This is a genomic window from Sphingomonas naasensis, assembly GCF_004792695.1.
GTDB classification, from domain to species: domain Bacteria; phylum Pseudomonadota; class Alphaproteobacteria; order Sphingomonadales; family Sphingomonadaceae; genus Sphingomonas; species Sphingomonas naasensis.
On record NZ_SRXU01000002.1, the window covers coordinates 524,341 to 546,613 of the forward strand.

21 protein-coding genes are annotated in these 22,273 nt (G+C 67.5%); 14 read left to right on the plus strand and 7 right to left on the minus strand.

The features are described from left to right. Positions 1-196: 196 nt before the first annotated feature. The 3 genes from E5A74_RS07550 to E5A74_RS07560 are packed head-to-tail and all read right to left on the minus strand — an operon-like array spanning position 197 to position 3,710. Positions 197-1,402 carry a CmpA/NrtA family ABC transporter substrate-binding protein gene (locus E5A74_RS07550; protein ID WP_135983625.1) on the minus strand — a complete coding sequence of 402 codons (1,206 nt, stop codon included), beginning with the start codon at positions 1,400-1,402 and terminating at the stop codon, positions 197-199. Next, positions 1,402-1,980: an ANTAR domain-containing response regulator gene (locus tag E5A74_RS07555; RefSeq protein WP_135983626.1), complete on the minus strand. Its 579-nt coding sequence runs from the start codon at positions 1,978-1,980 to the stop codon at positions 1,402-1,404. Before E5A74_RS07555 ends, E5A74_RS07550 begins: the two co-directional genes overlap by 1 nt. Positions 1,981-2,036: 56 nt before the next feature. Beyond that, entirely contained in the window at positions 2,037-3,710 is a 1,674-nt protein-coding gene (locus E5A74_RS07560) for an MFS transporter (RefSeq protein WP_135983627.1), read from the minus strand. A gap of 105 nt (positions 3,711-3,815) precedes the next feature. On the opposite strand from E5A74_RS07560, the gene E5A74_RS07565 reads away from it, so the two are divergent. From E5A74_RS07565 to E5A74_RS07590, 6 genes are all read left to right on the plus strand, one after another. Then, complete coding sequence (locus E5A74_RS07565) at positions 3,816-4,082, plus strand: DUF6356 family protein (protein WP_135983628.1); 267 nt, start codon at positions 3,816-3,818, stop codon at positions 4,080-4,082. Between the two features lie 162 nt (positions 4,083-4,244). Continuing rightward, a complete protein-coding gene (locus tag E5A74_RS07570) occupies positions 4,245-5,591 on the plus strand; it encodes an FAD/NAD(P)-binding protein (protein WP_135983629.1) in 1,347 nt (448 codons plus the stop codon). Positions 5,592-5,654: 63 nt separating this feature from the next. Further along, the gene (gene hppD, locus E5A74_RS07575) at positions 5,655-6,707 is read left to right on the plus strand and encodes a 4-hydroxyphenylpyruvate dioxygenase (RefSeq protein WP_135983630.1); all 1,053 of its coding nucleotides are present in this window, start codon (positions 5,655-5,657) and stop codon (positions 6,705-6,707) included. Positions 6,708-6,919: 212 nt separating this feature from the next. After that, positions 6,920-8,212, plus strand: a complete 1,293-nt coding sequence (gene hmgA / locus E5A74_RS07580; protein ID WP_135983631.1) for a homogentisate 1,2-dioxygenase — start codon at positions 6,920-6,922, stop codon at positions 8,210-8,212. 88 nt (positions 8,213-8,300) lie between these two features. After that, positions 8,301-8,666 carry a Rieske (2Fe-2S) protein gene (locus tag E5A74_RS07585; RefSeq protein WP_135983632.1) on the plus strand — a complete coding sequence of 122 codons (366 nt, stop codon included), beginning with the start codon at positions 8,301-8,303 and terminating at the stop codon, positions 8,664-8,666. Between the two features lie 82 nt (positions 8,667-8,748). After that, on the plus strand, positions 8,749-9,897 hold the full coding sequence (locus E5A74_RS07590) for an isovaleryl-CoA dehydrogenase (RefSeq protein WP_135983633.1): 1,149 nt from the start codon (positions 8,749-8,751) through the stop codon (positions 9,895-9,897). 128 nt (positions 9,898-10,025) lie between these two features. On the opposite strand, the gene E5A74_RS07595 is transcribed toward E5A74_RS07590, so the two are convergent. Together E5A74_RS07595 and E5A74_RS07600 are read right to left on the minus strand one after the other, a co-directional pair. Next, positions 10,026-11,201, minus strand: a complete 1,176-nt coding sequence (locus tag E5A74_RS07595; protein ID WP_135983634.1) for an SGNH/GDSL hydrolase family protein — start codon at positions 11,199-11,201, stop codon at positions 10,026-10,028. A gap of 29 nt (positions 11,202-11,230) precedes the next feature. After that, on the minus strand, positions 11,231-13,306 hold the full coding sequence (locus E5A74_RS07600; protein WP_135983635.1) for a M13 family metallopeptidase: 2,076 nt from the start codon (positions 13,304-13,306) through the stop codon (positions 11,231-11,233). Between the two features lie 125 nt (positions 13,307-13,431). Here E5A74_RS07600 and E5A74_RS07605 point away from each other — a divergent pair, with 125 nt between their 5' ends. Both E5A74_RS07605 and E5A74_RS07610 read left to right on the plus strand, forming a co-directional pair. Further along, a complete protein-coding gene (locus E5A74_RS07605; RefSeq protein WP_135983636.1) occupies positions 13,432-15,033 on the plus strand; it encodes a carboxyl transferase domain-containing protein in 1,602 nt (533 codons plus the stop codon). 3 nt (positions 15,034-15,036) lie between these two features. Next, positions 15,037-15,390: a hypothetical protein gene (locus tag E5A74_RS07610; protein ID WP_135983637.1), complete on the plus strand. Its 354-nt coding sequence runs from the start codon at positions 15,037-15,039 to the stop codon at positions 15,388-15,390. A 13-nt stretch (positions 15,391-15,403) separates the two neighbouring features. On the opposite strand, the gene E5A74_RS07615 is transcribed toward E5A74_RS07610, so the two are convergent. After that, positions 15,404-15,835, minus strand: a complete 432-nt coding sequence (locus E5A74_RS07615; RefSeq protein WP_135983638.1) for an endonuclease domain-containing protein — start codon at positions 15,833-15,835, stop codon at positions 15,404-15,406. Positions 15,836-15,911: 76 nt separating this feature from the next. Here E5A74_RS07615 and E5A74_RS07620 point away from each other — a divergent pair, with 76 nt between their 5' ends. The 6 genes from E5A74_RS07620 to E5A74_RS07645 are packed head-to-tail and all read left to right on the plus strand — an operon-like array spanning position 15,912 to position 20,789. After that, positions 15,912-16,418, plus strand: coding sequence for a nuclear transport factor 2 family protein (locus E5A74_RS07620; protein WP_135983639.1), 507 nt, complete (start codon positions 15,912-15,914; stop codon positions 16,416-16,418). Continuing rightward, the gene (locus tag E5A74_RS07625; RefSeq protein ID WP_135983640.1) at positions 16,415-16,738 is read left to right on the plus strand and encodes a DUF3088 family protein; all 324 of its coding nucleotides are present in this window, start codon (positions 16,415-16,417) and stop codon (positions 16,736-16,738) included. The genes E5A74_RS07620 and E5A74_RS07625 overlap by 4 nt, the downstream gene beginning before the upstream one ends. Continuing rightward, positions 16,735-18,642: an acetyl/propionyl/methylcrotonyl-CoA carboxylase subunit alpha gene (locus tag E5A74_RS07630; RefSeq protein ID WP_135983641.1), complete on the plus strand. Its 1,908-nt coding sequence runs from the start codon at positions 16,735-16,737 to the stop codon at positions 18,640-18,642. Before E5A74_RS07625 ends, E5A74_RS07630 begins: the two co-directional genes overlap by 4 nt. Continuing rightward, positions 18,639-19,100 (plus strand): GNAT family N-acetyltransferase, encoded by a 462-nt coding sequence (locus E5A74_RS07635; protein ID WP_135983642.1) that lies wholly within the window; start codon positions 18,639-18,641, stop codon positions 19,098-19,100. The genes E5A74_RS07630 and E5A74_RS07635 overlap by 4 nt, the downstream gene beginning before the upstream one ends. 5 nt (positions 19,101-19,105) lie before the next feature. After that, entirely contained in the window at positions 19,106-19,558 is a 453-nt protein-coding gene (locus tag E5A74_RS07640; protein WP_135983643.1) for a MaoC family dehydratase, read from the plus strand. A 16-nt stretch (positions 19,559-19,574) separates the two neighbouring features. Beyond that, positions 19,575-20,789, plus strand: a complete 1,215-nt coding sequence (locus E5A74_RS07645) for a flavin monoamine oxidase family protein (protein ID WP_135983644.1) — start codon at positions 19,575-19,577, stop codon at positions 20,787-20,789. Here E5A74_RS07645 and E5A74_RS07650 read toward each other — a convergent pair. Beyond that, positions 20,786-22,249 carry a flavin-containing monooxygenase gene (locus E5A74_RS07650; protein ID WP_135983645.1) on the minus strand — a complete coding sequence of 488 codons (1,464 nt, stop codon included), beginning with the start codon at positions 22,247-22,249 and terminating at the stop codon, positions 20,786-20,788. The genes E5A74_RS07645 and E5A74_RS07650 overlap by 4 nt on opposite strands. Positions 22,250-22,273 lie beyond the last annotated feature (24 nt).

A 22,273-nucleotide genomic window follows, 5' to 3' on the forward strand; every position in this document is an offset into this window, starting at 1 on the left:
CCGGTGCCCCGCAGGCACGAAAAAAGCCGCCTCCGGCCACCCGCGTATTGCGGGGACCGGACAGCGGCTTTGCTGAATGATCTTGTGGAGGGCCGGCCCGGCGCTGGGCGGTCTTCCATGGACGCGCATCGTCGCGCGTTATCTCAAGGCTTCATCATCCAGAAACATTTCGCAAGTGCAAAAAACTCATCCGCAATCACCGCGCAAGTGCAGCAAGATATCCGCTGATGTCGTCGGGATCGAACACCGCCCCATCGAAGAAACGGTCCGGACCGAGGGTCAGCGCCCCCTGATAGGCGCCGACGGGGAGCGGCGCGGTCAGCGCGCCTTCGAGCTTCATGCTGGCCCCCGGCATCGGCAGTCCCTCGCCGCCGAGCGCGCGGCGATAGATGTCGGGGCGGAAGACGTCGGCAGCCTGCCGTTCGGTTGCGGGATCGGGCTCGACCATCCCCCAGCGCACCAGCTGCGAGTAGATCCACAGCGCCTGGCTGCGCCACGGAAAGCCCGAGGCCTCGCGATGGAAGAGCAGGAAATCGGGAATGTCGGCCGGCGCATCGCCGCAGCGCAGCACGAGTCGGCCGCTCAGCGCCCCCATGATCCATTCGGCGGGCTGGCCGACATGCTCGGGCCGTTCGAGCAGCTGCGCCAGCTCCTCGCGATTGGCCGGATCGTCGCACCACGCAGCCGCCTGCGACACTGCGACGAGCAGCCGGTCGACCGTCTCCGCATTGTCCTCCATCCAGTCGGTGCGCATCGCCAGCACCTTCTCGACGCCGCGCTTCCAGATATCGACGCCCGCCGCGACGATCTCGCCCACTCCCTCGACGACGGCAACGCTGTTCCACGGCTCGCCGGCGATGAACCCGTCGATCTCGCCCAGCCGCATCGCCTCGACCATGAACGAAGGCGGCAGCACGCGCAGTTGCACGTCGCGATCGGGGTCCACGCCGGCATAGCCCAGCCAGTAGCGCAGCATCAGTGCATGGCTCGAGAAACGGTGCACCACGCCGATCACCGGCTTGCGCCTGTACAGCCCGATCGCATTGGCGAAGTCGTGCGCCACCGCCTCGGGATCATGGACGCGCTTGGCCGGATCGGGATCGAGCGCCTGCGCGAACTCGGGCGCCATCACCAGCGCATTGCCGTTGACGTTGAGCTTGAACGGCGCCGAGATCGCCGCGGGCTGCTGGCTCAGCCCCAGATTGACCGCGATCGCCAACGGCGCGAGCATGTGCGCGGCCTGCACCTGGCCATAGACCAGCCGGTCGCGCAGCGTTGCCCAGGAGGTCGTCCGGACAAGGCTGAGATCGATGCCCTGCGCCTCGGCAAAGCCCTTCGCCCGCGCGGCGATCAGCGGCGCGCTGTCGGTCAGCGGCAGGAAGGCAATCGATAGCGGCGTCATTACAGCCCCCCCAACAGGCTATGGGCGGTGATCAGCGCCTCGGCGACCTCGGCGATGCGCTTGCTCTGGCGCATCGCGGTCGAGCGCAGCAGCGCATAGGCATCGGGCTCGGACAGGCCGCGGGTCTGCATCAGGATCGCCTTGGCCTTATCGATCGTCTTGCGGTCGGCGAGCGCGGTGCGCGCTTCGTCGAGCTCGGTCTGCATCCGCGCGAACGCGTTGAACCGGCGGATCGCAAGATCGAGGATCGGCTTGACCCGGTCCTTGCGCAGCCCGTCGACGACATAGGCCGAGACGCCGGCGTCGATCGCCGCGCCGATCATCGCATCGTCGGACTGGTCGACGAACATCGCGATCGGCCGCGCCAGCGCGCGGCTCACCGCGAGCATCTCCTCCAGCGTGTCGCGGCTCGGGCTGCCGAGGTCCATCAGCACCACGTCGGGCGCCATTCGCTCGAGCTTGGCGACGAACGCGCCCTGCGGCGGCACGACATGGATGTCGTCATAGCCCGCGTCCCGCAGCCCCTCTTCGAGCACGGTCGCGCGCAATCCGCTGTCGTCGACGATCACGATCCGCAAGGACGGTGTTTCCCCATAGGAGTCGCGCGCCTAATGCAAGCGCGCGGCGCCGCCGGTCAATCGTCGATCGAGCGCTTGTAGGTTTCGGGCAGGAGGAACAGCCCGACGAGCAGCGTGATCACCGCCGCGATCACCGGATACCAGAGCCCATAATAGATATCGCCCGTCGCCGCGACCATCGCGAAGGCGGTCGCCGGCAGGAAGCCGCCGAACCAGCCATTGCCGACATGATAGGGCAGCGACATCGAGGTATAGCGGATCCGGCTCGGGAAGAGCTCGACCAGCATCGCCGCGATCGGGCCGTAGACCATCGTCACCAGCAGCACGAGCGCGGTCAGCACCGCCACCACCATCGGCTTGTTGATCGCCGCCGGATCGGCCTTTTCGGGATAGCCCGCCTCCGCGAGCGCCGCCTTGGCGGCGTCCTGGAAGTCGGCGATGCCGATCGCCGCCACCGCGCTCCCGCGCAATGTTTCCTTGCGCGGATCATAGACCGGAATGCGCTGTGCCCCGATCTGCACCGTTGCGGTGGTTCCCGCCGGCGCCGCGACGTTGCGATAGGCGATTCCCTGCCGCGCGAGGAACGCCTTGGCGATGTCGCAGCTCGAGCCGTCGAACTTGTTCTTGCCGATCGGATCGAACTGGAACGAGCATTCGGCAGAATCGGCGGTCACCGTCACGGGCGCGTTCTGCTGGGCATGCGCCAGCGCCGGGTTCGCCGCCTCGGTGAGCATGCCGAACAGCGGGAAATAGCTCGCCGCGGCGATCGCGCACCCGGCGAGGATGATCGGCTTGCGCCCGATCCGGTCGCTCAGCCAGCCGAAGAAGACGAAGAAGGGCGTGCCGATCGCCAGTGCGATCGCGATCAGGATGTTGGTCGTCCAGCCATCGACCTTGAGCGTCTTCTCGAGGAAGAACAGCGCATAGAATTGCCCGGTATACCAGACCACCGCCTGCCCCACGACCGCGCCGAACAGCGCGATCAGCACGAGCCGCAGGTTGCTCCAGCGCCCGAACGCCTCGGTCAGCGGCGCCTTGGAAGTGGTGCCCTCATCCTTCATCTTGCGGAACACCGGGCTCTCGTTGAGCTGGAGCCGGATCCACATCGAGACCGCGAGCAGAACGATCGAGATCAGGAAGGGCACGCGCCAGCCCCAATCGGCGAATGCCGTCTCGCCGATCGCGGTGCGCGTGCCGATCACCACCAGCAGCGCCGCGAACAGCCCCAGCGTCGCGGTGGTCTGGATCCAGCTGGTATAGAGCCCGCGCTTGTCGTCGGGGGCATGCTCGGCGACATAGGTCGCGGCGCCGCCATATTCGCCGCCCAGCGCAAGGCCCTGCGCCAGCCGCAGCACGATCAGCATCACCGGCGCGGCCACGCCGATGCTCGCATAGCTCGGCAGCAAGCCCACCACGAAGGTCGACAGGCCCATGATCGCCATGGTGACGAGGAAGGTGTTCTTGCGCCCGACGAGATCGCCGATCCGCCCGAACACGAGCGCGCCGAACGGCCGCACCGCGAAGCCCGCCGCGAACGCCGCCAGCGCGAAGATGAAGCCGGTGGTCTCGTTGACCCCGGAGAAGAACTTGGCCGAGATGATCGTCGCCAGCAGCCCGTAGAGGTAGAAATCATACCATTCGAAAACGGTACCGAGCGACGAGGCGGCGATGACCAGCTTCTCGTTTTGCGTCGCCTCGTGATGGTCGGGCTGCCGCGCGGCATCGGCCATGAAGAATCGCTCCCCTCGTTCTTGTTATCGCTACCTGACCACAGGAAGGCGCGGCTGCCTACCCCCGCGCTTCACAGCGCCGTCGCATCGGCCTAAACGGGCGCCATGATCGACCGCATCTTCCTCTCTCACCCGCGCAGCGTCGGCGAGAGCTATGGCGAGCACGCCGCCACCGCGTCGCGCTTCGGCTTCACCATGATCGTCGGAGGCGCGGCCTGCGTGGTGCATGCGGTCCTCCCCTTCCTGTTCGCCCGCACCGCGAGCGACGCGGTCAAGCGGCTCTACAGCCAGATGCTCGCCCGCCAGCCCGGCATGGCCGCGCGCAAGCCCGCCTATGAACAGCCCGAGTGGCAGATCGAATACGAAATCTGAGCGCGTGATCGACGCACTTGATCAATCCTCCCTCGCGCAGCGGGGGAGGTGGCACGCGCAGCGTGACGGAGGGGGCGTCTCCAAGAGTGACGCCGCCTGCGGAAGCGCCCCCTCCACCACTTCGTGGTCCCCCTCCCCCGCTGCGCGAGGGAGGACCTTTAGATGATCGAGCACGTCGCCATCATCGGCGCGGGCTTTTCGGGCACGCTGCAGGCGATCAACCTGCTCCGCCACGAAGGCCCGCGCGCCACGCTGATCGAGCGCGCGCCGGTCGCGGGCACCGGGCTCGCCTATGGCGCCGCGCATCCGAGTCACGTCCTCAACGTGCGCGCCGCGAACATGAGCGCCTTCCCCGACGATCCTTCGCATTTCGTCCGCTGGCTCGAGGCGCGCGGCGTGCAGAACGCCCCCGCCGCCTTCATCCCGCGCGTCACCTATGGCGAATATCTGCGTGAGCTGCTCGAAGCCGCGCTCAAGGACCCGAGCGGCCGGCTCACCCTCGTCCGCGACGAAGTGCAGGACGTCACGCTGAACGGCGGCGCGAAGGTCGCGCTGCGTGATCGCATCCTCCATGTCGATGCCGCGGTGCTCGCCGTCGGCAATCTGCCGCCGCACGATCCCCCCGGGCTCGACCCCGAAAAACTGTCGGCCACCCGCTACAAGGGCGACCCATGGGACGCGAGCGTTCCCGAAAATCTGTCGGACGGCGATACGGTGCTGATCATCGGCACCGGCCTGACGATGATCGACGTCGTGCTGCTGCTCGACGCGCGCGGGTTCAAAGGCAAGATCGTCGCGCTGTCGCGCCGCGGCCTGCTCCCCCGTGCGCATGGCCCCGGCAGCGACTGGCAGAAGATCGACGAGCGCCCGGCCACCACCGCCTCGCGCTTGCTCCAGACCGTCCGCACGCGCGGCGCGGCGATCGGCTGGCGCAATGCGGTCGACGAGCTCCGCCCCTTCACCCAGGCGATGTGGGGCAATGCAAGCGAGGCCGAGCGCGGCCGCTTCCTGCGCCATCTGCGCCCTTGGTGGGACGTTCACCGCCACCGCCTTGCGCCCGAGGTCTATGCGCGGCTGATGGCGGTGATCGATCGCGGCCAGCTCGAAGTCATCGCCGGCAAGACGCTGGGCTTCGACGAGCAGGCCGACGGCATCGAGGTCGGCTTCCGCCGCCGCGGTGCCGACGCGCCCGAGACCCTGCTCGCCCAGCGTATCGTCAACTGCACCGGTCCGCTCGGCGATCTCGCGCGCACCGAGGAGCCGCTGCTCCAGAAGCTCGCCGCGCGCGGGACGATCCGCCCCGATGCCGCGCATCTCGGCATCGATGTCGACAATCAGGGGCAAACGATCGACGCGCATGGCCACGCCAATCCCGATCTCTACGCGCTCGGCCCGATGACTCGCGGCGCCTTCTGGGAAATCGTCGCGGTGCCCGACATCCGCACCCAGACGTGGAACGTCGCCCGCCGGCTTTCCAACGCGCACTGGGTAGGCGGCGAAGGGCTCTAGAAGCGCGTTCGGCCGCATTTAGTATCAATTGACACTATATGGCCGGAAGCGTATTTCCGCGCCATGACCGATCCTGCAAATCCGCCGCACAACCCGCTGGGCCTCAACGGCTTCGAGTTCGTCGAATTCACTTCGCCCGATCCCGAGGCGATGGCCCGCCAATTCGAGCAGCTCGGCTTCGTGCCGTCGCATCGGCACCTCACCAAGAACATCACCCGCTACAAGCAGGGACGCATCAACCTGATGCTCAACCGCGATGCCGACGGCCGCGTCGCGCAGTTCCGCAACGAGCATGGCGCCTCGGCCAGCGCGATGGCGTTCCGCGTCGCCGATCCCGAAGCCGCGATGAAATGGGCGCTGGAAAACGGCGCGAAGCGGACGACCGAGGACGACACCGTCATCGAGGGCATCGGCGGCTCGTATCTCTATTTCATCAAGGACGGCACCGATCTCTATGCCGATTGGGCCGAGATCCCGGGCTGGCAGGAGGCCGAGGCGAAGAACAATGTCGGGCTCGACCTGCTCGACCACCTCACCCACAATGTCCGCCGCGGCCAGATGCGGGTGTGGTCCGAATTCTACAAGACGCTCTTCAACTTCGAGGAGCAGAAGTATTTCGACATCAAGGGCCAGGCCACCGGGCTGTTCAGCCAGGCGATGATCGCCCCCGACAAGGCGATCCGCATCCCGCTCAACGAGAGCCAGGACGATGCCAGCCAGATCGAGGAATTCATCCGCGAATATCATGGCGAAGGCATCCAGCACCTCGCGCTGACCACGCCGGACATCTACGACACGGTCGAGCGCCTCCGCGCCCGCGGCGTCAAGCTGCAGGACACGATCGAGACCTATTTCGAACTGATCGACAAGCGCGTGCCCGGGCATGGCGAGGATGTCGAGCGACTGCGCAAGAACCGCATCCTGATCGACGGCAGCGTCGAGAATGGCGAGGGCCTGCTGCTCCAGATCTTCACCGAGAACATGTTCGGCCCGATCTTTTTCGAGATCATCCAGCGCAAGGGCAATGAAGGCTTCGGCAACGGCAATTTCCAGGCGCTGTTCGAGAGCATCGAGCTCGACCAGATCCGCCGCGGCGTGATCAAGGTCGACGCCTGAAAGCCAAAGAAGATATAGGTTCGGGCGGAGGCGCGGAGGCGCGGAGAATTATCGCTTGCCGCGCCAGCGGCCCTCCTCCCTCTTGGAGAAAATGCTACCGCCACGGCGGCGGGATGCAGGGGCGACAGGACCGATCTCCGCGCCTCCGCGCCTCCGCGCGAACCAATTTCGTCTTCTTATTGCCCGCGCCGAACGCTATCCCGGAGGCCAGCATGACCGACTATTTCCCCGGCTTCGGCAATCATGTCTCGACCGAGGCGGTCCCCGGCGCCCTGCCCGTCGGCCGCAACAGCCCTCAGAAGCCCGCCTTCGGCCTCTATGCCGAGCAACTCTCGGGCACCGCCTTCACCGCGCCGCGCCACGAGAATCGCCGCTCGTGGCTCTATCGCCTGCGCCCCACCGCCGAACACCCGCCGTTTGTCCGCTACGAGGGTGCGGCCAACTTCGCCCCCGGCACGGTGCAGGAGCCCCTGCCCCCCAACCGGCTGCGCTGGGACCCCATCCGCGGCCCCACGGCACCGACCGACCTGATCGACGGCATGACCACGATGCTGGCCAACCGCGATCCCGCCGATCTCGAAGGCGTCGCGGTGCACCTCTATGCCGCGAACAAGGACATGACCGATCGCGTCTTCGTCGACGCCGATGGCGAGCTGCTGTTCATCCCGCAGGCAGGCCGGCTCCGGCTGCTCACCGAGCTCGGCCGCATCGACATCGCCCCAGGCCAGATCGCGCTGATCCCGCGCGGCGTGAAGTTCCGTGCATTGCTACCCGACGGCGAAGCCCGCGGTTATGTCGCCGAGAATCACGGCGCGCTGTTCCGTCTGCCCGATCTCGGCCCGATCGGCGCCAACGGCCTCGCCAATCCGCGCGATTTCGAGACCCCCGCAGCCTGGTTCGAGGACCGCGACGAGCCCACCGAAATTGTGCAAAAGTCGTTGGGAAGTCTGTGGACAACCACGCTCGACCATAGCCCGCTCGACGTCGTCGCGTGGCACGGCAACCTCGCGCCGTGGCGCTACGATTTGAGCCGGTTCAACACGATCAACACGGTGAGCTTCGACCATCCCGATCCGTCGATCTTCACCGTGCTGACCTCGCCCAGCGACGTGCCGGGCCGTGCCAATGCCGATTTCGTGATCTTCCCGCCGCGCTGGATGGTCGCGGAGGACAGCTTCCGCCCGCCCTGGTTCCACCGCAACGTGATGAGCGAGGCGATGGGGCTGATCACCGGCGCCTATGACGCCAAGGCCGAAGGCTTCGCGCCGGGCGGGCTCTCGTTGCACAATCTCATGGCCGGCCACGGCCCCGATCTGGCGAGCTGGGAAGGCGCGAGCAACGCCGAATTGAAGCCGCACAAGATCGCGGGCACGATGGCGTTCATGGTCGAGACCTGTTGGCCCTATCGCCCCACCCCATACGCCCTCGCCCGCGCCCAGCCCGACTATGATGCGGCATGGGAGGGCTTCCCCAAGGCGATGCTGCCATGCGCCGACCAAAAATAGGGACAGTCCCTATTTTCTGCGCGACGGCGCGATTCCGCGCTGCGGGCGGAGGAGAAAATAAGGGAGAAAATAGGGACTGTCCCTATTTTTGGCGTCGGTGACCGACCGCCTCACCACGACCCCGCCGGGGGTCCAGCTCGGCCCGCTCGCGATCATCCCCGACAACACCGCCCGCAACTTCGTCCTCGAACTCCGCGCCGGCCGCTTCCACGGCTTCGTCGTGCGCAAGGGCGACGCGGTCCATGGCTATGTCGACATCTGCGCGCACATGGCGCTGCCCCTCGCGCAGCAGCTCGATCAATATCTCACCCCCGATGCCGGCCATATCCAGTGCTGCTGGCATGGCGCGCTCTATCGGATCGAGGACGGCGCCTGTGTCGGCGGCCCGTGCGTCGGCGCGCGGCTCCAGCCCTGGCCCGTGACCGTTGCCGACGGGATGATCGTTACGGCGTGACCGCTTGTGATCGGCCGCGATATCGGCGAAAAGCGGACCAAATAGGACAGCATTGCTGACAAATCAGCACGGGAGAGGCAGGATGGAACCCACGCTCGATTTCGGTCTCGGCGACACCGCCGATATGATCCGCGAAACCACCGCGCGCTTCGCGAAGGAGCAAATCGAGCCGCTCGCCGCGAAGATCGACGCCGAGGACTGGTTCCCGCGCGATCTCTGGCCCGCGATGGGCGAGCTCGGGCTGCACGGCATCACCGTCGAGGAAGAATGGGGCGGCCTCGGCCTCGGCTATCTCGAGCATGTCGTGGCGCAGGAGGAAGTCGCGCGCGCGTCGGCGTCGATCGGCCTTAGCTATGGCGCGCACTCGAACCTCTGCGTCAACCAGATCCGCCGCTGGGCGAGCCCCGAGCAAAAGGCGAGATACCTGCCCAAGCTGATCTCTGGCGAGCATGTCGGGTCGCTCGCCATGTCCGAGGCGGGCGCGGGCTCCGACGTCGTGTCGATGAAGCTGCGCGCCGAGAAGACCGCCAACGGCTATGTCCTCAACGGCACCAAATTCTGGATCACCAACGCCGCCTATGCCGACACGCTCGTCGTCTACGCCAAGACCGGCGAAGGATCGCGCGGGATCACCACCTTCCTGATCGAGAAGGACATGCCGGGTTTCTCGATCGGCCAGAAGATCGACAAGATGGGGATGCGTGGCTCGCCCACCGCCGAGCTGGTGTTCAACGACTGCGAAGTTCCCGAAGAGAATGTCATGGGCCCGCTCAATGGCGGCGTCGGCGTGCTGATGTCGGGGCTCGACTACGAGCGCACCGTGCTCGCCGGCATCCAGCTCGGCATCATGCAGGCCTGCCTCGACGTCGTCCTGCCCTATCTGCGCGAGCGCAAGCAGTTCGGCCAGCCGATCGGGCAATTCCAGCTGATGCAGGCCAAGGTGGCGGACATGTATGTCGCGCTCAACAGCGCGCGCGCCTATGTCTATGCCGTGGCGAGGAATTGCGACGCCGGGCGGACCACGCGGTTCGACGCGGCGGGAGCGATCCTCCTGGCGTCGGAGAACGCCGTGAAGGTGTCGCTCGAGGCGATCCAGGCGCTGGGCGGCGCGGGCTATACCAAGGACTGGCCGGTCGAGCGCTTCGCCCGCGACGCCAAGCTGCTCGACATCGGCGCGGGCACCAACGAGATCCGGCGGATGCTGATCGGGCGGGAACTGGTGGGCGGCTGAATTCCCTCTCCCATCGGGAGAGGGAGGGAGCCGACGAGGTCGGCGGAAGGGTGAGGATGATAGCCTGCCCTCACCCTCCCACCGCCTTCGGCGGCGGGCCCCTTCCCGCTCCCGACGGGAGCGGGAGTTTACTTGAACAACCCCAGATCGATCGCCTCGCCCATCCTGGTCTCGCCGCGGCCATCCGGATGGAGATTGTCCCCGCCCTGCAGGTTCGCCGCCAGCCGCGTCGGATCCGCGGGATCGGCGACAACCTTCTCCATATCGATCACCGCGTCGAAATCCTTCGAGCCGCGGATCCAGTTGTTGACCTGCACCCGCATCGCCTCGCCCGCCGGGGTCTGATAGCCGGCGCCGACATATGGCAGGATCGTCATCGCATAGATCTTGATCCCGCGCTCGTGCGCGCGCACCGCGAGCTGCCGGTAGCCCGCGATGAGCTGATCGGTGGTGATCGCCGGGCGCTTCACGCCGTTCGCCTCGCGGCCCGAATTGCCGATGTCGTTGATCCCTTCGAGCAGCACGACATGGCTGACCCCCGGCATCGCGAGCACGTCGCGATCGAAGCGCGACAGCGCGCTCGGCCCGGTGCCGTGCGCGAGGATGCGGTTGCCCGAGATCGCCTGCGTCACCACGACGTGCGGCATCCCCGCCGCCGTCAGCCGCCGGCCGAGCACGTCGCCCCAGCGGCAGCGCGGCATCGCATCGTTCGCGCAGCCGACATTGTCGGTGATCGAATCGCCGAATGCGACGACCACGGGGCGCTGCTTCGCGCCCGACACGTCGATCCCCGCGATCAGCGGCCGCAGCCGCCACTTTTCGGCCGGCGCGAAATCCTCGCCGGTGTGATCCCCCGGGGCCGAGATCAGCGTCTGCTGGCCGCCCACATCATGGACGGTGTTGAACGGGGTCGCCTCGGGGAAGAACAGCGACACTTCGACCACATCGAATGCCTTGACCGGCAGCGCGATCGGATCGCTGACCAACGGCGCGCCCTCGGGCACGCGCACCGAAGCCTGTCCGCCAAAGGTCACCTTGACCCTCTGCCCGCCGGCGAGCCGCACCGTCGCGGCGCCGATCGTCAACGCGGGGCCATAGTCGTTCGCGAGCCGCAGGCGGAGCTGCGCACCGCCGGCTCCGACTCGCATTGCCGAGCGGATCGTGACATTCTCCAGCGTCTTCGCCTGCTCGGCGGGGACCTGCCACATGCTCGCCGTCCATGCCCGCGTCCAGACGGGTCCGCCGGGCGCCGCCGCGACCAGCATCAGCGCGGCCGCGGCCGCGGCGATCTTCATCCCCCGCATATCCTCTCCCTTTGGTCGACCAGACTCGCTTACCAGACCTTGACGCGCTGCTCGGGCGTCAGGAACAGCTTCTGCCCGGACTGGACGTTGAACGCCGGATACCAGGCGTCGAGGTTGCGCACCGTCTGGGCGCGCCAGCGCGCCGGGGCGTGGGCGTCGGTGGCGATGCGCGCGCGCAGGGTCTGCTCGCGCGATTTCTCCCGCCACGCCTGGGCATAAGCGAGGAAGAAGCGCTGATCGCCGGTCAGTCCGCCGATCACCGGCGCTTCCTTGCCGCCGAGCGCGGCATGATAGGCCTCGTAGGCCGCGGTGAGCCCGGCGACGTCGGCGATGTTCTCGCTCAGCGTCTGCTGGCCGTTGATGAACAGCCCCGGCAGCACTTCATAGGCGTTGAACTGCTTGACCAGCGCCTGGCCGCTCGCCTTGAAGCGGGCAAGATCGGCCGGGGTCCACCAGTTGCGCAACCGTCCGGTCGCATCGAAATTGGCGCCGAGGTCGTCGAAACCGTGGCTGATCTCGTGGCCGATCACCGCGCCGATCGCGCCATAATTGGCCGCGATGTCGGCGCCCGGGTCGTAGAAGGGCGCCTGCAGGATCGCGGCGGGGAAGTTGAGCGCGTTCTGCAGCGGCAGATTGACCGCGTTGACCGTCTGCGGTGTCATCCACCACTCGCCGCGATCGACCGGCTGGCCGATCTTGGCGAGCTGGTGGCGATATTCGGCGATCTCGGCGCGGCGCAGATTGCCGACGGGGTCGTCGGCCTTGACGTCGAGGTTCGCATAGCTGCGCCACGTCTCGGGATAGCCGATGCCGACCTTCATGCCGGCGATCTTCCTGCGTGCCTCGGCCTTGGTGGTCTCGGCCATCCACGGCAATGCCGCGACGCGCTTGTCGAACGCGGCGAGGATGCCCTTCACCATGTTCTGGATGTCGGCCTTGGACGAAGCCGGGAAGAAGTCCTTCACATAGAGCTGGCCGACGGCATCGCCGAGCCAGGCGTTGACGCTGCCGATCGCGCGCTTGTCGCGCGGACGCGCCTTTTGCTGACCGCTCAGCGTGTGGCCGAAGAACTCGAAATGCGCCTGATCGAACGCCGCCGGCAGCACCGCGCTGACGCCGTCGATGCGGTGGAAGGTCAGCCAGTCCTGCCACGCCTGCAGCGGCTCGCTGCCGACCAGCTTCGCCATCGCGATCACGGTCTGCGGATGCCAGACGATGAAGTCCTGCTGGCTGCCCAGCCCCGCGGCGTTCCAGAACGCGTCCCAGTCGATCCCGGGCGCCTTTTTCGCGAAATCGGCCTTCTTCCACGGGTTGTTGGCTTTGTGGATGTCCTGGCTGGTGACGATGTCGATATGGGCCCGCGCGATCCGCGTCTCGAGATCGAACACGCGCTGCGCCCGGGCATCGGGCTCGGTGATGTTGGCGAGGCTCAGCAGCTTGCCGATATAGGCGCGATACTGGCCGCGAATCGCCGCCATCTCGGGCTTGTCGGAGAGATAATAGTCGCGGTCGGGCAGTCCCAGCCCGCCCTGCAGGACATAGGGCACGTTGGTGTCGGGTCGATCGAGCGCCTGGCTGATGAACAGCCCGAAGAGATTGTCGGTCGAGAAATCGGTGGCGTTGAGCGGATCGACGTCGGCGCGGATATTGGCGCCGAGCATCGTCGACAGCGCCTTCTTGTCGGTCAGCGCGGCGATCGCGTCCATCTCCGCCCCGAGCGGCGAGAGACCGCGCTTCTCGATCGCGGCGGTGTCGGTGAAGGCATTGTACCAATCGGCGATACGGCGCTGATCACTGCCCGGCGCCGCATTGGCCTTGAGCGCGGCCTGGACGATCGCGACGTTGTTCGCTTCGGCCTTGTTGTACACTTCGAGGAACGCGCCGATGCTCGAACGGTCGGCGGGGATCTCGGCACGCGCGCGCCAGCCGCCATTGGCATGTTCCTCGAAATCGTCGCCCGGCGTCACGCTTTTGTTCAGCCCCGCAAGGTCGACGCCGATGCCGGCGCCCGGGGTGGTGGCGGTGACGCCATTGTCGGTCGGCGCCCCGGGGGTGCAGGCCGCGGTTGCGAGAAGCAGTGCAAACAACGCCGCGCGAGTCGTCACGATCGGGCTCTCCACTCGTTCCAGTCGTGCAGCGTGCTACTCTCGCGCGACGCCGCGCGCCAGTCCTTCCCAAGCAGCCGGCCGCAGTGTAGGCAGGGCAAAACTAGGACAGGAAGGATGCCCTAATGAGCGCTCCGGTGCTCGACTCGAAGGTGTCGCCCGACGGAGAGGAATATCGCGCCCGCGCCGCGCACAATCGCGGTCTGGCCGAGCGATTGCGCGCCGATGTCGCCAAGGCCGCGCGCGGCGGCTCCGATGCGGCGCGCGAGCGCCACACCAGCCGCGGCAAGCTGCTCCCGCGCGAACGCGTCGAACGGTTGCTCGATCCGGGCAGTCCGTTCCTCGAGATCGGCCAGCTCGCCGCCTGCGACATGTACGAAGGCGAGGTCCCCGGCGCCGGGATGATCGCGGGCATCGGCCGGGTCTCGGGCCGCACCTGCATGATCGTCTGTAACGACGCGACGGTGAAGGGCGGCACTTACTATCCGATGACAGTCAAGAAGCATCTTCGCGCGCAGGAGATCGCCGAGGCCAATCGCCTGCCCTGCATCTACCTCGTCGATTCGGGCGGCGCGAACCTGCCGCATCAGGCCGAGGTCTTCCCCGACCGCGATCATTTCGGCCGGATCTTCTTCAACCAGGCGAACATGTCCGCGCTCGGCATCCCGCAGATCGCCTGTGTGATGGGCAGCTGCACCGCGGGCGGCGCCTATGTGCCGGCGATGAGCGACGAGAGCGTGATCGTCCGCAATCAGGGCACGATCTTCCTCGCCGGCCCGCCGCTGGTGAAGGCGGCGACCGGCGAAGTGATCAGCGCCGAGGATTTGGGCGGCGGCGACCTGCACGGGCGCAAATCGGGCGTGGTCGATCATGTCGCCGAGAATGACGAGCACGCGCTGATCGTCGTCCGCGACATCGTCAGCCACCTCCCCGCCGATCGCACGCCCGACATCGGGCTGCTCGATCCGCGGCCGCCCAAATACGCGCCCGAAGATCTATACGGCATCGTCCCCGAGGACGTCCGCGCACCTTATGACGTGCACGAGGTCATCGCCCGCATCGTCGACGGCAGCGAGTTCCACGAGTTCAAGGCGCTCTACGGCACCAGCCTCGTCTGCGGCTTCGCGCATATCTGGGGCATGCCGGTCGGGATCATCGCCAATAACGGCATCCTGTTCTCGGAGAGCGCGCAAAAGGGCGCGCATTTCATCGAGCTCGCCTGCCAGCGCCGCATTCCTCTGCTGTTCCTCCAGAACATCTCGGGCTTCATGGTCGGCGGCAAGTACGAAGCCGAAGGCATCGCCAAGCACGGCGCGAAGCTGGTCACGGCAGTCGCCACCGCGACGGTGCCCAAGATCACATTGCTGATCGGCGGCAGCTTCGGCGCCGGCAATTACGGCATGTGCGGCCGCGCCTACAGCCCGCGCTTCCTGTTCTCCTGGCCGAACAGCCGCATCTCGGTGATGGGTGGCGAACAGGCGGCGAGCGTGCTCGCCACGGTCCACCGCGATGCCGAGAAATGGTCGCCCGAGGAAACCGAAGCCTTCAAGGCCCCGATCCGCCAGCGCTACGAAGACGAAGGCAACCCCTGGCACGCCACCGCGCGCCTCTGGGACGACGGCATCATCGATCCCGCGCAGACGCGCGACGTGCTCGGCCTCGCCTTCGCCGCGACCATCAATGCCCCGATCCCCGAGCGCCCGGCGTTCGGGGTGTTCCGGATGTGAGCCTTGGCGGTCCTGCGCGCAATCGGCTGGACGTTGGGCGGCTTGGTCGCCCTTTGCGCAGGTGCAATCGCCCTGATCATCGGCGTTGCATGGGCTTCGACGGGTATCGCGACCGAGCGGAAGATCCAGGCCGCGCTGGAGGGACATTACCCGGGCAAGCGACTCCTTGTGCAACACCGCGCCGACTGGTCCGGCGCCAACGAGATTTGCTTCGACCTCATCGCCGTCGATCCAGTCTCGGCCGCAAAATTCCGGCGCATCGCAATGGTGGTCGGCGACCTCGACGGCGGCACATGGCGATTTGGGCGCGAATATGCTTCGCTCGACGCCTGCAAGACGGACTTTTCCCGTGGCTAGCGCCAGACCCTTCTTATTCCTCCCCGAGCTTGTCTCGGGGAGGGGGACCGCCCGGCGCAGCCGGGTGGTGGGGGGGCAGGCGCGAACGCGCCTCGGCCACTATTCCGCGAACGACCATGTCGAGATCGCGCAGAACCTCGACGGCCGGCACCCGGTAGGTCACGATCCCGCATACCGCGAGCCAGCTATCCCGACGCGCGTCACGCGCCGGTCGCGCGCCGAAACCATGCGCGTCGCCGTCGACTTCGATCGCCAGCCGGGCGTCACCGCAATAGAAATCGAGACTGAATTCTCCGGTGGGATGCTCGTGCCGGAATTTGAGGCCGTCGGGTCTCTTTCGCAGGACTTGCCAGAGCAGTACTTCCGGCAGACTCATTTCGCGACGCCGCGCCCGGCTTTGCCGCACTGCGCGCCTGCTCCCCCTCGGCGATCGATCCCTGAACATCGCGCCTGCCCCTCCACCATGCTTCGCATGGTCCCCCTCCCCGAGACAAGCTCGGGGAGGAATTGAAAGGTCCGCAATGAAGCTTGTTGTCGCAGCTGCCCTCGCCGTCCTGGCTCCCCTTCCGGGGCTGGCGCAAACCACCCCCGTCGCCCCGATCGTCAAGGGCACCGCCCTGCCCCCGCCCGCCTCGGAGGAAGCAGCAGTGATGGCCCCGATCACCGGCCTGTTCGCCGCGATCGCGAAGCGCGATGGCCAGGCGGCGCTTCCCTTCGTCCGTGCCGAGGGCCGCGCCACCGCTGCGGGCACCAGGCCCGACGGTACCGCGGTCGTGAACGGCCGTAGCTGGGCCGATTTCGCCGCCACGCTCAAGCCGGGCGCGGAGCGGTTCGAGGAGCGGATGCCGAGCCCCGCGATCGAAGTCGACGGCGACATCGCCATGGCCTGGGGCGACTATGTCTTCCTGATCGATGGCAAGGTCGCGCATTGCGGCGTCAACCATTTCGATCTCGTCCGCGAGAACGGGACGTGGAAGATCCTCAACGTCACCTGGTCGCGCCGCACCACGGGGTGCCCGGGCCAATGAGCCGCGACACGCTGTTCCTGCTCGAGCACGAATTCGCCGATCCCGAATATGGCGGCGAACGCGTCTTCTATTGCAAGGATTGCATCACGATCGAAGGCCTGCTCGCCACCTTCCCCGAGCGCGCGGCGAACCTCGACGTGATCCGCGTGCCATGGCCGCGCCCGCGCACCGCGGTGGTCGCGGCGATCGGCGAAGCGAACCAGAACCTCCCCGCGCTGGTTTGGGCCAAAGAAGATGGCAGCCACGGCTTCGCCAACGAGATCGAAGCGCTCCTCGCCGCGCTCGCCGAGCGCCACGGCTTTCCGGAACGACATCCATGATCACTTCGCTCCTCATCGCCAATCGCGGCGAGATCGCCTGCCGGATCATCCGCACCGCGCGCGACATGGGCATCCGCACCGTCGCGGTCTATTCGGACGCCGACGCCCGCGCCCTGCACGTGCGGCAGGCTGACGAAGCGGTGCATATCGGCCCCTCGCCGGCGCGCGAAAGCTATCTGGTCGGCGACAAGATCCTCGCCGCCGCGCGCGCGACCGGTGCCGAGGCGATCCATCCCGGCTATGGCTTTCTCTCCGAGAATGCCGATTTCGCGCAGGCCGTGCTCGACGCCGGGCTGGTCTGGGTCGGCCCCAATCCCGACAGCATCCGCGCGATGGGATTGAAGGACGCCGCCAAGGCGCGGATGATCGCCGCCGGCGTGCCGGTGACTCCGGGCTATCTCGGCGAGGACCAGTCGCCCGAACGGCTCAAGGCCGAGGCCGACGCGATCGGCTATCCGGTGCTGATCAAGGCAGTGGCCGGTGGCGGCGGCAAGGGCATGCGCCGCGTCGATGCGCCCGAAGACTTCGCCGACGCCCTCGCCAGCTGCCAGCGCGAGGCCGCCTCGTCGTTCGGCGACGATCGCGTCCTGCTCGAGAAATACGTCCTCTCGCCGCGCCATATCGAAGTGCAGATATTCGGCGACCGCCACGGCAATGTCGTCCATCTGTTCGAGCGCGACTGCTCGCTCCAGCGCCGCCATCAGAAGGTGATCGAGGAAGCCCCCGCCCCCGGCATGGATCCCGAGACCCGCGAGGCGATCTGCGCCGCCGCGGTGCGCGCTGCGCAGGCGGTCGACTATGTCGGCGCGGGCACGATCGAGTTCATCGCCGACGCCAGCGCGGGCCTGCGCGCCGATCGCATCTGGTTCATGGAGATGAACACGCGGCTGCAGGTCGAGCATCCGGTGACCGAGGAGATCACCCGGCAGGATCTGGTGGAGTGGCAGTTGCGCGTGGCCTCCGGCGAGCCGCTGCCGCTGCGGCAGGACGAACTGGCGATCCACGGCTGGGCGATGGAAGCGCGGCTCTATGCCGAGGATCCGGACAACGGCTTCCTGCCGCAGACCGGCATCGTCGGCGAGTTCCGGCCCGCCGGCTATCCGCGGGTCGACGCCGGCGTCGTCGCCGGCGACGTCGTCACCCCCTTCTACGATCCGATGATCGCCAAGGTGATCGGGCATGGCAGCGATCGCGACGGCGCGCGCGCCGACCTCCTTTCGGGGCTCGACCGGCTGACCACCTGGCCGCTGCGCAACAACGCGGCGTTCCTCTACCGCCTCGTCGACCATCCGGCGTTCGCGGACGGCGCGGTGCATACCGGCTTCATCGGCCAGCATCTCGACGCGCTGACTGCACCGCCCACGCCTTCGCAGCAGCTTCTCGATGCGGCGGCCAACAGCCTCGCGGAGCAGGCCGGCATGCTGCCCGATCTGCGCTATGTCGCCCGGCCGGACGCGCGCGTCGACGCGTGGACGGTCTGCGTCGGCTTCCGGCTCAACGCGCCCGATCGCCGCGAGATACGCTTGTGGGACGGCGCGCATGGCTATAGCGGCCGGATCGGCAGCGCCGACGGCACCGTGGCGCATTGGACGCGCGGCGCCGGCGTGCTCGCGATCGAGCGCGGCAGGACCTATTATTTCTCGCTCAATGCGCCGCGGCACGCCGGCGCCGGGGCCGTGGCGGACGGCGCGATCCTCGCGCCGATGCCGGGCCGGGTCACCGCGGTGGAGATCGCCGCGGGCGCCTCGGTCAGCAAGGGTCAGCGCCTCGTCACGCTCGAGGCGATGAAGATGGAGCATGGCCTCGTCGCGCCGTTCGACGGCGTGGTCGCCGAACTCAACGCGGACGCTGGCGCGCAGGTCAGCGAGGGCGCTTTGCTCGTCCGGATCGAGAAGGCCGAATGACCCTGACGATGCGCCCGGCGACGCGCGCGGAACTGCCGGCGATCGTCGCGCTGCTCTGGGACGACGAGACCGCACGCCATCGCGAAGACCCGCGCGAACCGCTCGACCCGCGCTATCTCGCCGCGTTCGACGCGATCGCGGCCGATCCCAACCAGATCCTCGTCGCCGCCGAACGTGACGGCCGCCTGGTCGGGACGATGCAGTTGAGCTTCCTTCCCGGCCTCTCCTTCCGCGGCGCATGGCGCATGCAGATCGAGGCGGTGCGGATCGCGCGCGACGTGCGCGGCCAGCGGCTCGGCGAGCAAATGATCCGCTGGGCCGTCGATCAGGCGCGCGCCCGCGACTGCAAGCTGATCCAGCTCACCTCCACCGCGACGCGCACCGCCGCGCATCGCTTCTACGCTCGGCTCGGCTTCGTTCAGAGCCATGTCGGCATGAAACTGCATCTGAGGGACTGAGACCAATGGCCGGACGCTTCTACGACGAATGGCAGGTCGGCGACCGCATCGAGCACGATCTCCGCCGCACGGTCACGGAGACCGACAATCTGCTGTTCTCCACCCTCACCCACAACACCCAGCCGCTCCACATCGACGCCGAGGCGGCGCGGGCGAGCGAATTCGGCCAGATCCTCGTCAACGGCACCTTCACCTTCAGCCTGATGGTCGGGATCACGGTGGGAGACACCACCGCGGGGACGCTGGTCGCCAATCTCGGCTACGACAAGCTGGTGATGCCGAAGCCGGTGTTCCTCGGCGACACGCTCCACGCCTCTTCCGAAGTGATCGAGCTGCGCCCGAGCAAGTCGCGCCCGGGCCAGGGCATCGTCACGTGGCGGCATCAGATGCACAACCAGCGCGACGAGCTCGTGTGCGAATGCCTGCGATCGGCATTGTTGCGGAGCCGTTCCGCCTGAGCCACGTTGATCGGCGATGCACGAGACAGAATTTGCAGTGATCGGCGGCGGCGCGGCGGGAGTCGCCGCGGCGCGCACGCTCGCCGACGCCGGACGCGAGGTGCTGATCGTCGAGGCGAGCAATCGTCTCGGCGGGCGGGCGCATACCGTCCATGTCGCCGGGCTGCCGATCGATCTCGGCGCCGGCTGGCTCCATTCGGCGCCGAAGAATCCATGGGTCGCAATCGCCGAGGCGCAGGGCTTCAGCATCTGCCGCACGCGCCCGCGCTGGGGCGAGCAATGGCGCGGGCTCGGTTTCACACAGGCCGAACAGGAAGCGATGTGGGCCGCGTTCGAGGCCTTTCAGCACGCGATGGAAACACCTCCGCCGAGCGACCGCGCCTCCGATCTGCTTCCCGCCGACGGAAAATGGAACGCGGCGCTCGACGCGCTCTCGGGCTATATCAACGGCGCGCCGACGCGCGAGATGTCGGTCACTGACTGGCGCGCCTATGACGACGCCGCGCTCAATATCGACTGGCGCGTGAGCGAGGGCTATGGCGCGCTCGTCGCCTCGCACGCCGCGGGCCTGCGCGTCGCGCTGGCCACCCCCGTGACCGCGATCGATGCGTCGGGCACGAAGGTCCGCATCGAGACCCCGCGCGGCGCGATCACCGCGGGCGCCGCGATCGTCACGGTCTCGACCAATGTCCTCGCCAGCGGCGCGCTCCGCCTCCCCGGCCACGACGCGATCCTCCACGCCGCCGCGGAGCTGCCGCTCGGCCTCGCCGACAAATTATTCTTCGCGCTCGACGGTGGGGAAGACATCGACGCCAATGCCCATCTGCTCGGCGATCCGCGCAACGCGTGCACCGGCACCTACACGCTGCGTCCGTTCGGCCGACCAATCGTCGAATGCATGCTCGGCGGCGAAGGCGCACGCGCGATGGAAAAGGAAGGCCTCGACGGCGCCGCCGCCTTCGCGATCGGCGAGCTCATAGGCCTGCTCGGCAGCGACTGGCGCCAGCGGCTCCGCTTCGTCGCCGGCTCGGCCTGGGGTCGTGAGGATCACATCCTCGGCGGCTACAGCCACGCGCTGCCAGGCCGCGCGGAAGCGCGCCGCATCCTCGCCACGCCGATCGACCCGCGCATCCGCTTCGCCGGCGAAGCCTGCTCGCCGGGCGAATTCTCGACCGTCCATGGCGCGTATAATAGCGGCGTCGCGGCCGCGAAGGCGCTGCTCGCGGTCTAGGCCGCAGCCTGTTTGGCCGGCTCGGGATTGGAGAATTCCATCTCCTGATCGATCCCGCCGAACTTGAGCGCCATCACGTCGCGCGTGTAGTTCTGGTGGAGTCGCCACGGCTTGCGCGTCCCCTGCCGCGGCAGCTGCCCCGCGGCCCGCTGGACATAGCCCGACGTGAAATCGAGGAACGGCGCCGCCTCGAGCGGCCCCTCCACCCGCGGCGTCACTTGCCGCATCCCGCGCCGCTTCATCGCATTGAGCAGCCGCGTCACATAATTGGCGGTGAGGTCCGATTTCAGCGTCCAACTGGCGTTGGTATAACCGAACGAGATCGCGAAATTGGGCACGTCGGAGAACATCATGCCCTTGTAGGTCATGTGCTTCGCCGGCTCGAACGCCACGCCGTCGACGCTGATCACCGCGCCGCCGAGCAGCTGGATCTCGAGCCCCGTCGCGGTGACGACCAGATCGGCCTCGAGCGTCTCGCCCGACGCCAGCCTTATCCCGTTCGCCACGAAGCGGTCGATCGTGTCGGTGACCACCTGCGCCTTGCCCTCGCGGATCGACGCGAACAGATCGGCGTCGGGCACGAGGCAGAGCCGCTGATCCCACGGATTGTAGCGCGGGGTGAAATGGGTATCGACGTCGTGGTCGGGCAGCTCCTTGCGCACCATGTCGACGATCGCCTGCTTCGCCTTTTCGGGGCGCTTGCGCATCGCGCGGAAGAAATATTGCTGGAGCAGCACGTTCTTCCACCGCGTCAGTCCATAAGCGGTCTTCGCCGGCAGCTTGCCGCGCAGCCAGTTGGCGATCCCGTCCTCCGAGGGCCGCGCGACGATATAGGTCGGCGAGCGCTGGAGCATCGTCACCGCCGCCGCCTGCTTCGCCAGCTCGGGGACGAGCGTCACCGCGGTCGCGCCGCTGCCGATCACCACGACCCGCTTGCCGGCATAGTCGATCGCGTCGGTCCAGAATTGCGGATGGACGATCTCGCCCCTGAAGTCCTCGATCCCGGCGAATGCGGGCGCATGCCCCCGCGCATAATTGTAATAGCCGCTCGCCATGAACAGGAAACTGCAGGTGAAGCGCCGCTCCGCGCCGTCCTGCTCCGCCACCACCGTCCAGCGCGCGTCCGCGCTCGACCAGTCGGCGCGCTTGACCCGGTGCCCATAGCGGATGTGCCGGTCGATGCCATATTCGCGCGCGGTCTCGTCGAGATAGCGCAGGATCGACGGCCCGTCGGCGATCGCCTTGGCGTCGGTCCAGGGTTTGAACGAGAAGCCGAGCGTGTACATGTCCGAGTCAGAGCGGATGCCGGGATAGCGGAACAGATCCCAGGTCCCGCCGAGCCGGTCGCGGCCCTCGAGGATCACATAGCTGCGTGCCGGGCTATTGGCCTGGAGATGCCAGCCCGCGCCGATGCCGGAGATCCCGGCCCCCACCACCACGACGTCGAAATGCTCGGTCATTCGCCTCTCCGCGCCCGGCTATTT